The sequence below is a fragment of the Cytobacillus firmus genome (genome assembly GCF_023715565.1).
GTDB classification, from domain to species: domain Bacteria; phylum Bacillota; class Bacilli; order Bacillales; family Cytobacillaceae; genus Cytobacillus; species Cytobacillus firmus_C.
Genome location: NZ_JAMBOJ010000095.1, coordinates 1 through 12,040 on the forward strand (window position 1 = coordinate 1; position 12,040 = coordinate 12,040).

General features: G+C 38.0%; 15 protein-coding genes and 1 pseudogene. 11 read left to right on the plus strand and 5 right to left on the minus strand.

Annotated elements, in window-relative coordinates; all coding sequences use genetic code 11:
• Window positions 1–348: 348 nt before the first annotated feature.
• Window positions 349–816 (plus strand): DUF420 domain-containing protein, encoded by a 468-nt coding sequence (locus tag M3205_RS23995; protein ID WP_251172177.1) that lies wholly within the window; start codon window positions 349–351, stop codon window positions 814–816.
• Window positions 817–948: 132 nt separating this feature from the next.
• On the plus strand, window positions 949–2,121 hold the full coding sequence (locus tag M3205_RS24000) for a GNAT family N-acetyltransferase (RefSeq protein WP_251172178.1): 1,173 nt from the start codon (window positions 949–951) through the stop codon (window positions 2,119–2,121).
• Between the two features lie 78 nt (window positions 2,122–2,199).
• Here M3205_RS24000 and M3205_RS24005 read toward each other — a convergent pair.
• Window positions 2,200–3,530, minus strand: a pseudogene (locus M3205_RS24005) (IS3 family transposase).
• 101 nt (window positions 3,531–3,631) lie between these two features.
• The gene (gene ytvI, locus M3205_RS24010) at window positions 3,632–4,690 is read right to left on the minus strand and encodes a sporulation integral membrane protein YtvI (RefSeq protein ID WP_251172179.1); all 1,059 of its coding nucleotides are present in this window, start codon (window positions 4,688–4,690) and stop codon (window positions 3,632–3,634) included.
• A 156-nt stretch (window positions 4,691–4,846) separates the two neighbouring features.
• On the opposite strand from ytvI, the gene M3205_RS24015 reads away from it, so the two are divergent.
• Window positions 4,847–5,197, plus strand: a complete 351-nt coding sequence (locus M3205_RS24015; RefSeq protein WP_251172180.1) for an Asp23/Gls24 family envelope stress response protein — start codon at window positions 4,847–4,849, stop codon at window positions 5,195–5,197.
• A 380-nt stretch (window positions 5,198–5,577) separates the two neighbouring features.
• Here the strand turns inward: M3205_RS24015 and M3205_RS24020 are convergent, their stop codons facing one another.
• On the minus strand, window positions 5,578–5,937 hold the full coding sequence (locus M3205_RS24020; RefSeq protein WP_076261535.1) for a YugN family protein: 360 nt from the start codon (window positions 5,935–5,937) through the stop codon (window positions 5,578–5,580).
• A 212-nt stretch (window positions 5,938–6,149) separates the two neighbouring features.
• On the opposite strand from M3205_RS24020, the gene M3205_RS24025 reads away from it, so the two are divergent.
• The 3 genes from M3205_RS24025 (at window position 6,150) to M3205_RS24035 (ending at window position 8,709) form a co-directional block, all read left to right on the plus strand.
• On the plus strand, window positions 6,150–6,791 hold the full coding sequence (locus tag M3205_RS24025; RefSeq protein ID WP_251172181.1) for a CAP domain-containing protein: 642 nt from the start codon (window positions 6,150–6,152) through the stop codon (window positions 6,789–6,791).
• 3 nt (window positions 6,792–6,794) lie between these two features.
• Window positions 6,795–7,226 (plus strand): CBS domain-containing protein, encoded by a 432-nt coding sequence (locus M3205_RS24030; protein ID WP_251172182.1) that lies wholly within the window; start codon window positions 6,795–6,797, stop codon window positions 7,224–7,226.
• A 442-nt stretch (window positions 7,227–7,668) separates the two neighbouring features.
• The gene (locus M3205_RS24035) at window positions 7,669–8,709 is read left to right on the plus strand and encodes a CAP domain-containing protein (protein ID WP_251172183.1); all 1,041 of its coding nucleotides are present in this window, start codon (window positions 7,669–7,671) and stop codon (window positions 8,707–8,709) included.
• Between the two features lie 13 nt (window positions 8,710–8,722).
• On the opposite strand, the gene M3205_RS24040 is transcribed toward M3205_RS24035, so the two are convergent.
• Together M3205_RS24040 and M3205_RS24045 are read right to left on the minus strand one after the other, a co-directional pair.
• A complete protein-coding gene (locus M3205_RS24040; protein ID WP_251172184.1) occupies window positions 8,723–9,097 on the minus strand; it encodes a hypothetical protein in 375 nt (124 codons plus the stop codon).
• Between the two features lie 14 nt (window positions 9,098–9,111).
• Window positions 9,112–9,609, minus strand: a complete 498-nt coding sequence (locus tag M3205_RS24045) for a PaaI family thioesterase (RefSeq protein ID WP_251172185.1) — start codon at window positions 9,607–9,609, stop codon at window positions 9,112–9,114.
• Between the two features lie 159 nt (window positions 9,610–9,768).
• Here M3205_RS24045 and M3205_RS24050 point away from each other — a divergent pair, with 159 nt between their 5' ends.
• From M3205_RS24050 to M3205_RS24070, 5 genes are all read left to right on the plus strand, one after another.
• The gene (locus M3205_RS24050) at window positions 9,769–10,176 is read left to right on the plus strand and encodes a YlbD family protein (RefSeq protein ID WP_251172186.1); all 408 of its coding nucleotides are present in this window, start codon (window positions 9,769–9,771) and stop codon (window positions 10,174–10,176) included.
• A gap of 12 nt (window positions 10,177–10,188) precedes the next feature.
• Window positions 10,189–10,431 carry a YlbE-like family protein gene (locus M3205_RS24055; protein ID WP_251172187.1) on the plus strand — a complete coding sequence of 81 codons (243 nt, stop codon included), beginning with the start codon at window positions 10,189–10,191 and terminating at the stop codon, window positions 10,429–10,431.
• Window positions 10,432–10,548: 117 nt separating this feature from the next.
• A complete protein-coding gene (locus M3205_RS24060) occupies window positions 10,549–10,974 on the plus strand; it encodes a lipoprotein (protein ID WP_251172188.1) in 426 nt (141 codons plus the stop codon).
• Window positions 10,975–11,032: 58 nt separating this feature from the next.
• On the plus strand, window positions 11,033–11,470 hold the full coding sequence (locus tag M3205_RS24065; RefSeq protein ID WP_251172189.1) for a YlbF/YmcA family competence regulator: 438 nt from the start codon (window positions 11,033–11,035) through the stop codon (window positions 11,468–11,470).
• Window positions 11,471–11,615: 145 nt separating this feature from the next.
• Window positions 11,616–11,891: a YlbG family protein gene (locus M3205_RS24070; protein ID WP_251172190.1), complete on the plus strand. Its 276-nt coding sequence runs from the start codon at window positions 11,616–11,618 to the stop codon at window positions 11,889–11,891.
• Window positions 11,892–12,040: the final 149 nt, after the last annotated feature.

A 12,040-nucleotide genomic window follows, 5' to 3' on the forward strand; every position in this document is an offset into this window, starting at 1 on the left:
ATCCCGTTGAATTGGATTATGTTTAGAAAGCATATTAATCACCTCAAGCATTGTATTACTTCTATTTTAAATCAAAAAAGACTCCCGACAAGTACGATTTTCATCGAGTTTGTCGACAGTCTGAAATAAACTCCAGTCAGAGGCTGGAGTTTATTTTTTTGACAAAGTAAAAATTATTGCAATGATAATGATTACATGGAATGAAAAAAATATTGAACATTTAAGGAACTTTTATTAAAAGCTCATACAGTTTGTTGAAAAATATAGTACACTTTAATAAAATGAACACTGTGATAAATTACACCGTGAAAATGAATTTTAAACTGATAGTGGAGAAAGGAAGAACTTATGGAATACTCATTACCTATACTCCCTACCATAAGCACAACCTTTATTGTATTAAGTGCAATAACGGTTGCGATTGGATGGGTACAAATCAGCAAAAAAATGCTTGAGGCTCATAAGAAAACAATGACTTTGGCTGCTGTGTTTGCTGTTATTTTCTTTATCATTTATGCCAGCAGAACTGTTTTTATTGGGAATACTGCATTTGGCGGCCCTGATGATATAAAAATTTATTATACGATTTTCTTAATTTTCCATATTACTCTGGCAACAGTGGGGGCAGTTTTAGGAATCATCTCGTTATATACGGGCTATAAAAATAAATTGGCAGCACATAGGAAATTGGGACCGATAACAAGTGTAATCTGGTTTTTTACTGGTATAACAGGTCTTGCAGTCTATCTGCTGCTGTATGTTTTCTACCATGGGGGAGAAACCACATCAGTTATAAAAGCAATCCTTGGTACGTAACAGGTTATGAAATGCCGCTGGCTCTTTAGCGGTATTTTTTTTATGCCCAAAATATTATCAACTTCTTAATTAAAAGGACTTAATAAGTATATGGCGAATATTTATAATGATATTTATTTGGGAGTGAATTTTGTGTCGGTAAGAAAATTAGCAGAGAATGAATATATTGAGGCCATGAAGCTTTCCATGTATGCCTTCCAGTACAATGTGCCTGAAGCTGACATCCCTGCCAGGATGGAACGTTTAAAAAATCATGCTATTTTTGGTATCTGGGAAGAGGGAAGCTTGGCTGCCAAACTTCACATCATCCCTTTGAAAGTTCATATTAATGGCTTTGAATGGGAGATGGGAGGTGTTGCTGGTGTTGCAACGTATCCGGAATTCAGAAGAAGAGGGCATGTTAGCAGCCTAATCAAGCACGCTTTAGCCGAAATGAACAATAAGGGGCAAATATTTTCATTTTTGCATCCGTTTGATATTTCTTTCTATCGGAAATACGGATGGGAGATATTCACTGAATATAAGAAAACACATATTAAGAAAATAGATTTAAAAATGAAGGGAAGATCTTCAGGGACCATTAAGCGATATACTAAGAACCACCATACATTAACCATCGAAAAGATTTATAAAGAATATATGCAGCGTTTTTCAGGAGGACTTGTAAGAGACACATACTGGTGGGAAAATTTTGTGTATTCTGACTATCAGATTGCAGTGTATTTTAACGAATCAGGTGAAGGACTAGGCTATATATTGTTTAAGGTAAAAGACAATAAAATGGATATCGAAGAATTCGCAGCTCTAAATCAGGAAGCCCGAGTAAATTTATGGAACTTTATCTGTCAGCATGATTCAATGGTTGAGGAAGTAAAGATCATTACATCTGTACATGATCCATTCCCTTATTACCTGAATCAGCCTAATTTAAAAATGGAGGTTTTCCCGTACTTTATGGGAAGAATCATCAATGCTGAAAAATGTCTCGCTCAATATTCATTCCTTGATAATGATGAAAATGTATTTCTTCATATTGAGGATTACCATGCACCATGGAATAACGGTTCCTACTTAATCGCAGATAACAGTGTCAGAGTGTTTAAAGAGAAAGAAGGAAGCCAGTGCACAAAACCTCCTTCAAAAGGTCTGCATATGTCCATTAGTGCGCTCTCAGCCATAATAATTGGGTACAAAAGGCCAATAGAGTTATATGAATTAGGTGAAATTAAAGGTCCAAGAAATGATGCGGAAATACTTGAAAAAAAGATTCCCGTTCAAAGATCCTTTTTCTATGACTTTTTTTAAAGAAACTCAGTTGAGATGTATGTTGGATAGAAAAAGCGTCCAGGTGAAGTGACCCCAAAAAGTTAGACATTTATTTCATTAGGCAGCTAGGTGGGCATGAGTCCGGTATTCTATCGGACTCATGCCTTTTAATTTTGCCTTAATTCGTTTGTGATTATAGTAATTCATGTATTTTACCAACTCTTGCTTAAAATGTTCGATGCTTTCAAACTCATTGTAATAGGAAACTCCGATTTCAATATGCCAAAGGAACTCTCTATCACTGCATTATCATAACAGTTTCCTTTGCGGGACAAACTTTGTGTGATATTGTGCTTCTTTAACGTGTGCCGAAACTGCTTCATCTGATAATGCCAGCCTTGGTCTGAATGAATAAGCAACTCGTCTTCCTCCGTTAATCGTTCAAGTGATTTTTCCAGCATACCTGAGACCAGTGAGTACGTTGGCCTGGAGTCAATCGTATAGGCAATAATCTCGCCATTAAATAAATCGAGCATTGGAGATAAATAGAGTTTTTCCCCAAATAATTTAAATTCCGTTATATCGGTTATCCACTTCTCATTTGGCTTTTTCGCCTCAAAATTACGGTCTAAAATATTGGGGGCAGTCTTCCCAATTTCCCCTTTATAGGTTTGATAATTCTTCACTTTAACCAGACACTTTAACCCTAATTCGCTCATGATTCGCTGTACTTTTTTATGATTAATGATATACCCGCGATTAACTAGCTCATCCTTAATACGACGATACCCATACCGTCCTTGGTCTCGTCATAAATCCCTTTGATAAGTGTCTTAAACATTGCATCTTTATCTGGCTTATTTAATTGCTTAACCCAATAGTAATAGGTGCTGCGCGGTATCCCCGCCAATATTAAAAGTGCTTTCACCGGGAATTCCTGCCTCAGTTCATAGACTACTTGCGCTTGGTCTTGTTTGGTGATTTTCCTTGCTTTGAACTAAGGCCATCAACTTTTTTAAGTAAGCATTCTCCATCCGTAGTCGTTCAACTTCAGCTTGTAGTGCTTCAACGGATCCTCCTGCAGATAATTGCTTCTTCGTTTCGTTTTTGGTTTTCTTTTCCATCAGCGGACGCCCCTTTTTCTTTGGATTGAGGGCGTCTACTCCTTCCGTTTCATACTGTTTTTCCCACTGTAATAGAGAAGAGGGCGCTGGAATATTAAAGATCGCAGCTGTTTCACGGTGAGACGTCCCATGTTCGTTCATATATTGAAGTACCTCTAGTTTATCTTCTGCCGTATAAGTTGTATAGCGTTTTTCAACTGCCTTTTCTCCGTGGTATTGGTACTGTCTAATCCAATTCATAAATACGCCTGGCGTAACACCAATAGCTCTCGCTATGGGTTTATGTCCCTCGACACCTTCAAGATATTTCTTTACGGCCTGTATTTTCTCTTGTACTGTAATTTCGCCATAAAAAAACTGCACCTCCAATTGTTAGATGTGTATAACAAATGGGGTGCAGTTCAGGCGGACGCTTTTTTACTTTTTTATATTTTGAAATTCATCTTAATAAGTCCTGCTTCTTTTGCGGAATTAAAGGCAATGACCAGTAATGGGCCAATAATGAAGCCCAATATTCCAATGAGTTTCAGACCTAGATACATGGCTATTAGCGTAGCAAGCGGAGATAGCCCTATATGGGTGCCCATCACCTTGGGCTCAACTGTCCTCCTGATAATTAAGAGGACGGCTGCAAGAATTGCCAATTGTGTCCCCATAGCTAAATCTCCAGTCAGCAGATGGAACAATGCCCATGGACCTAGAATGACAATTGAGCCAATAATAGGGATAAAGTCAATAACCCAAATGATTAAAGACATGATCAATGCCATTTCTGGATTGATGAATAATAATCCAATCAAGGAAACAATAAAGATAATAACACTTACAAGGAATTGAGCCTTGAAAAAGCCAAACCCAACATAAGAGAGCCGTGAAGTCATAAACTTGACTTTATCTGCTGTTTTCTCTGTAAGGTGATTATATAAGCCTTTCCTTAATCGTGGAAGATCTATTAAAAACAAAAATAAGGCAATCAAATATACGATGAAACTGACAAGATAATTCGGGATGTTTGTCAGAAGTGCTTTTAAGCTATCAATATTTACGTAAGCGACAAGGTCATTCTTCGTTTTATTCAAGAAGGATTGAATCTGGTTGCTTATTTCAACAACAAGATCTTTAGGAAGGTCTTTGGCGGCATTGGAAAAGTCCGCTTCTGCCCTGAGCCATGCTTTTGTAATTTCATTAATGTACATGGGAGCATTTTCAACAAGTTTAATGGCTTCAGTAATCACTTTTGTCGTAATAAAGTAACCTGATAAGCCAATGAAGAGGACAAAACCCAGAAAAGTAATCAGCACGGATACTCTTCGGCTTATTTTTATTTTATTTTGCAGCAGTTTCACAACAGGCTCCAGGATTAATGCTGTTATAAATGCAACAATCAGCGGAACAGAAACAGGCAAAATGAAATAAAAAAGAACAGTTATAAGAATTAGAGCAATCATAATGAATAAAAAACGTTTTGTGAATAATGTAGACAAAATAAGTCCCCTTTCCCAAGTTTGTTAACCATCAACAGACCGTAACACTTTGATTATATTATGCATTAAATATTATAAAAACAAAAAATAAACGGTTTAAAGCTGAGAGATTATTGCCCGTATATTAAAAATCGTACAGAAAGAAGTGAAAGGAAGATGCATAACGATCATCTTAACTTCGAGACGATTCAGGCAGCCATTAATATAATCTCTGCAATCGTAGAATCCAGCCTGGCGGAAAGAGAAGGTGTAATTCCTCTAAAACATGAAAGATTCACTGTTTTTAAGAGAAAAGAAGAACCGATCTCCATCACTTTTAAAAATACTGAAGTATACCTGAAAATTAAGCTTAACATAGTAAAAGGAAAAAATATCCTGGAGGAAGCTCTCAGGTTTCAGAAAGAAATTAAGGATGAAATTGTCCATTTAACTGGACTGAAGGTAAAAAGAGTGGATCTCTCAGTTCAAAAAATAATATCTGCTGGGATCGCTCTTTCAGAAAATTAAATACCACAGGTTTAAAGCTGATATAAAAAGGCTCTTTTCGTATAAATTGTTGTTTTTCGCTTATCAATGTTGTCCGTTGATTGCAGTGAGAGGATGCTCAGCGAACCACGGGGCGGGCGGTGAGCATCCTCGACGCTACGGCGTCTGTGGGGTCTCACCTGTCCCGCTACTCCCGTAGGACGTTGAATAGGCTACCTTGAGTAAACACCGCACGAAGAAAATGCGAATGCATTTTCGAGGATCTCGCACCTTCCACTACAATCAACTCAGTAAATATAATATAAATAGCAACAAACTTTGCGAAAACAGCCTATAAAAAAGACGCATGATGTTCATGCGTCTTTTTATGCAGAAAATACATTTAGTAACCGGAGCAAAAATTACTCAGCAAATTGGTCAATTTCAGCTTTAATTTCACTAAGAATTTTTTCGCATTGGCTTACTAATGATTTAGGGAAGCTTTCGCCTTCTCCGTATTCTACACCGTGCGGATAGTAATGTTTCCCTAGCAGCGGGGTCATAAGCTGAATAGTTGCTCTATGGGCTCCTACATCTCCTTCAGCAGCATATCCAAATACACGAAGGTAAAAAACACCTTCTTTTAATTCAAATTTACGGTCATATGTAACTCTTTCATAATCCCATTGCCCTTCACGGACAAGGCCGTGTGAAAGCATTACTTCATCTAAGCGGGTTAAGTCTGCTTTATTATTTTCCAGACCTGTGTTTTCAAATTTCATAATTATCCCTCCTGAAAACAATCCATGCATAATTATATCAAGTTTATCTCAAATTTAATAATAGTAGAAAAAAGCTTAACTTGCAACGGATTCATGCAAGAAACATTCATCTGTCAAAGAACATTAGCTGAAATACCTTATTTAACAACTGGCTGGCATATCTTGAACAGATGGAACTGAGCAGTGCCAAACTGTGAAAGGGGAAGCGTCAATTGAAGAAATACAAAGCCATCAGTATCTTATTTTTTCTAATATTCTTTACATCTCAGACTGCAGGTGCTGCTGTAGATTACAGAGTTGAGCAAAAGGATACTCTGTGGGAAATTGCACTTAGATTTCAAAAAGATCTGCATGAAATTATTAATAGCAATCCTCAGATAGAAAATCCTGATTTGATTTTTCCAGGTGAAATGATTATCATTCCAGACAATGGAAAGAGGGCAGCTTTTCCCAAAATGGGTGAGAAGGAAAATGAACTTATGAGACTCACCAACGAAAAAAGAAGGGAATTAAGGCTAAAACCGTTATCTGTGGATCTGCAGCTGAATGCTGAAGCTAAAAAAAAATCTTCAGATATGATGAAATTTCAATATGTTTCACATAACTCGCCTACATATGGAGATCCTACAGAAATGTTAAGGAATCAGCAGATTTCATTTCTCACCGTTAAGGAGAATATCGGGGCAGGCTATAAAACAGCTGAAGAAATGTTTGCTGCCTGGATGAATTCCTCGGTCCACAGGGAGAATATTCTTAACAAAAAGGCAACCCATTTCGGTGGCGGATATTGTCAAGGAGGCCTGCACGGTCACTATTGGACTATATTCATTGTTGAAAAAAATGGAGGAGGATAAAAAATGGAAATAATCCGCGATATTATGACAGACCATGTTGAAAGCTGTTCTCTATTGGACAATGTTTATGAAGTGGCAGTTAAAATGAAAGAATTAAACGTAGGGGCTATCCCGATTGTGGATAATGATAAGCTTGTCGGAATGATTACAGACCGGGATATCGTTCTTCGTTGTGTGGCAGAAAAACATCCTGCTTCATCTAAAGTGGAAGATATAATGAGCAGTCATTTAGTAACTGTGTCAAGTGATACAGAGGCTAGGGAAGCAGCCCGTTTGATGGCAGAACATCAGATTCGAAGGCTTCCTGTTGTGGAAGGTGACAAGCTTGTTGGAATCGTATCACTGGGTGACTTTGCTGTCCGTCATTTAACAGACGATCAGGCTGGAGAAGCCCTTACTGATATTTCTAAACACGAAACTGAAGCACAGCATTGAGAGGACACCAACTATGGTGTTCTTTTTTTTTCAGTAAATGTCGTTACGGAACTTTTTTGAAAAGGCTGTTTTTGCAAAATTTGTTGCTCTTGTATATTATTTACTGAGCTGATTGGGGCGGAAGGTGCGAGATCCTCAAAATGCATTCGAAATTTCTTCGTGCGGTGTTTACTCAAGGTAGCATATTCAAAGTCCCGCGGGTCGCAGAGCATCCTGCAGCGGAAATCAACGGGCAACATTAATATGTGAAAAACAACATGTCATACGAAAAGAGCAATAGATAATCAATACACCTAATGGTATGATTAATAGTATAGTTGCAATAATTTTATTTAATATCCATTTAGCAAATGCCTGCATGTTATATTTAAAATTTTCATAAATACAGCGAGCAACAGAAGGGGGGAACGGTTCTCTGAGAGCACTTTTCCGGATTTTAGTATTGATTTGCATTTTTCTGGCAGCAGGCTTTTACATTGATATTGGGCGTAAAGAAAAAGGGGAAATCCTCGTCAGTCAGGAAAATACAATTAAGGATATGGATAATAAGGAAAATAACTTATCTTCCAATACGGGGTTCCCTGAAAAGGGTGTAATTTCACTAATGGGAAAGTCAGTTGAGGCGCTTAAAAAAAGTTTGGGAGAGCCGTCCAGAGTAGATCCCTCTTTTTATGGATACGAATGGTGGATATACAATAAAAGCGGTACCGAGTATATTCAGGCTGGCGTCAGCAATAATAAAGTAGTTAGTTTGTTTACGACAGGTGAAGATTCAGACATTTCCCCTTTTAGAATAGGGCAGCCAATTGGTGAATTATATTCATCCGTCTTTTTTGAAACGGAATTCAGTCTTAAAGTAAAAGACAGCTCATACCGTTTCGAATTATCTGAAGATGACCTTAATACAAGGCCGCTTGTCATGGTTGGTGAGTACTATGCACAGCTAAATATAGATAGATTTACAGGGACGCTTTCCAGCGTGAGGTTAATGGATGCAGCCACTTTAATTAAGATTCGTCCGTATGAAATGGTTTACCGTGGTGAATTATTGGTGCCCCCTTTGCCTTCTCCTGCTTTTGAAGACGATGTGGAGAGAGCGAAAGAGAAGCAAATTTTCGAGATTACCAATGTTATAAGAGTCAGTCATCATTTACAGCCGCTGAAATGGGATGATCAGACTGCTGTGGCAGCTTTAGCTCATAGCAAAGATATGTATGAAACAAAAGACTTTTCTCACACTTCTAAAACTTACGGCGATTTAGCGGACCGGCTTGAAGCTGCGGACGTCTCATATGAGGCTGCCGGGGAAAACATAGCTGCAAATTATACAGATGCCCCAGCTGTTGTTGAAGGATGGCTTAACAGCAAAGGCCATCGGGATAGTCTGCTGAAAGAAGAGTTTACCCATCTTGGAGTTGGAGTTTATAAAAAGCATTATACTCAAAATTTCATAAAAAAAGCTGTTGGAGAAGCTGAAAACTGAAAAGAGCCTAAGTTTAAGGCTCTTTTTTACAATAAGCTATTTGAATCCGGCCAACCTGAAAATAGTCATCTTTCCAATTTCCATACAAGTGGACAGTATCTCCGATCTTGACAGAAGGAATTGAAGCATTAGTCATTAAAGGAGTGATTTTTTTAATATTTGAATGCTTGAGGCTCTTTGTTTGGACGGTCAGTTCAAGAACATGAATCATTCGGCTGTAATTATAGCGCTGCCTGCTCTCGCTAAGATGGACGATTTCGCCTGAGATAATAGCTTCCTCTGGGACCTCTGCAAGGCTCACCCACTTCTCATAACCTTCCCGCATTTCCTTTTTTGTCAGCCAATAAAAATAAAGGCAAATAATTGGAATAACGATAGCGGTGACCATCTTCCCACCTGCCTTTAATTATTTACGTTTTTCTTTTCGATTATAAAAAAGCTGCCTGTTGCTTGTGCAATTTTTCTTCCATCAGAACGGAGGACATCTGCAGATAATACCATGCTTTTTGTTCCCTTATGGTCAATTCTTGCTTTGCATGTTACGTATTCCCCTTTGCCGACTGCAAGATAATGAATATTCAACTGTGTCGTAACAGCACCAAAACCTTCAGGAAGCAGCGAAGCCGCAAGGGTTCCCATAGCAGAATCAATAATTGTAGCGGTTATTCCCCCATGGAGAATTCCGAGCGGATTATTGACTATCTTACTTAAAGGAACTGTCAGTATGCATTCATCTTCAGTTATGTTCCGTTCCATATGGAGCAGTCCGCCAATATAAGAGCTGTTTTGGCCGGTTTGTTTTTTATGAAAACCTAAAAGCAAGGATTCTAAAGCTGTTAACTCTTTGTCAGTCGCATTCCTGGTGCACTGTTCAAATAATTTCATAAGATCTCTATTCATTATTATTCACCTTTCAATATCTTTCTGCATTCATATATTACCATTAATGGCTGAATTTTTAAATTTTATTTGACCAATAAAACAGATATAAATATTCACCTTTTTCATTCATATTCATATGGTATTATAGGCATTTGCATTAGAACGAGGTGATATTTCATGTCCAAATCGAAGCTTCATCCCTCTGTTGAAAAGTTTAAAGAGTTTGTTAAACAGAATCCCCGGATCATCAAAGAAGTCAGGGAAGGAAATGCAACATGGCAGGAATTATATGAGGATTGGTATTTGCTTGGGGAAGAAGATTCAAGGTGGGACTCTTATAGACAAAACAAAGATCATACACAAAAGACCGAAGAGAAAAAGAGTGACTGGATGGGCAACATTATGGGTACTCTTAAGCAAATGGATGCGAATCAAATGCAGGGGTATATCACTAATCTCAGCCAGGCACTTTCAGCTGTGCAGGGGGTTATTTCGCAATTTCAGGGCGGCGGCCAGAAACCATCAGGAGGTTCAAAGCCAAGTGTTACTAAACCAAGCAGCCCTTTTACATTTAAAAAGGATTAAGGGGTTAATCAGATGAGAAAAGATATAGTCGAGTATCTTGAACAAAAGCAGGATCTTAGGCAATTTATACGTGAGCAGCCTTATTGGTATAGGAAACTGAGCAGAAATCCAAACGAAATTCAAACGCTGGAAATTGCCGCACTTCACTATTATAAAAAAACAATCCCCCATCAGGTTGAAAAATTCACGAATGGAGTGCAAATGGCCTCCATGATGATGAGCATGTTTCAGGCCATGAATTCCCAATCCAATTAGAAAGCTTTCTCGTACACGAGAGAGCTTTTTATTTGTTATTGAGTAAAAACAAGCAGCCGGGCAAACACTAACTTTATCAGAGCGTAACGGAAGACATCTTAAAGGGAGTGTAAAATAATGAAAAGGCAAAAATACATTTTTATTTTGCTGCTTATATTTGTTCTTTCAGCGTGCCAGAAAGATATTCCTGAGCCCGAAACAAATGCGGAAGCTAAGGTGAATGCAGTTAAAGCAGAACAGCTATTGCCAGTTTCAGGTGTGGAAAGTTCTGCAAGGGATCCTTTTTTTGTAAAACATCAAATAAAAGGAAAAGACGTTTTTGTTGAATGTATTGTGCAGGATGTGTCGTTTAGAAAGCAAAGCAGCAAAGAAAAAGGAAAAATTCTCCTGTATATAAACGGAAAGAAGAAGGATGAAATCCATTCGGCTGCATTTATTATCAAAGGGCTTCCATCAGGCAAACATCGAATAGGGCTTGAACTTTTTAAAGGAAACAGGAGTGAAGCCTCGTTGAAAAGAGAATTTCTTGTGTTGATCCCTTAATCTGCTTCCTTTAGCTTTAAACCGTTTCATGATAAAATAAGAAACGGAGGTGGGCTATTTGCTTGCTACATTAGAAAGAATGGCTATTTTGGACAACGCTGACGAACTTGCAGCGATGATTATAGAATCAGAAGAAGCGGAACATTACCGCAAAAGTTTATATAAATTAAAGAACAGCCGCGAAACTCAAAGGAAGATACAGGATTTTATCAAAATGAAAGAACTGTATGAAGAAGTTCAGCGATTTGGCAAATATCATCCGGAGTATAAAAGGGTGATGATGTCCATTAGGGAGCTGAAGCGCGACATGGACATGGATATCCATGTAGCGGAATTCAGAAGAGCAGAGACCGCTCTGCAAACTCTCCTGGATGAGGTAAGCATGCTGATAGGACGTTCTGTGTCTGAACATATTAAAGTTCCCACCGGCAATCCTTTCTTTGAATCAAGCTGCGGAGGAGGCTGCGGTTCCGGAGGCAGCTGTGGCTGTTCTTAGACATCCTTTGAGGCACCATTCAAAAACCAGCTAATGCTGGTTTTTCTTTTAAAATAAAATATGCAGTTGGAACCTTCCCATTGAAAACTGTTATTTTTCTGTGCTAGACTAAATAAAACAAACGATCACTGAAGGGGAAAACTATATGCTTGGTCAAAGGCAAGGAATAATCGTATGGCTTTATTCTCTAAAGCAGGCAAAAATGTTAAGAAGATTCGGAAATGTGCATTATGTTTCAAAACGGCTCAAATATGTAGTGTTATACTGTGATCTTGCCGATGCGGAAACAATTATGGAGAAGATAAATTCATATTCTTTTGTTAAAAAAGTGGAGCCATCTTATAAGCCATTCCTAAAAACGGAATTTGAAAATTCCAAACCTGACAAGGCTAAAGAATATGATTATAAGATGGGAATATAAAAAGGCGTGAGCAAAAGCTCATGCCTCAGACTGTCGACAAACTCGATGAAAATCGTACTTGTCGGGAGTCTTTTTTGATTTAAAATAGAAGTAATACAATGCTTGAGGTGATTAATATGCTTTCTAAACATAATCCAATTCAACGGGAT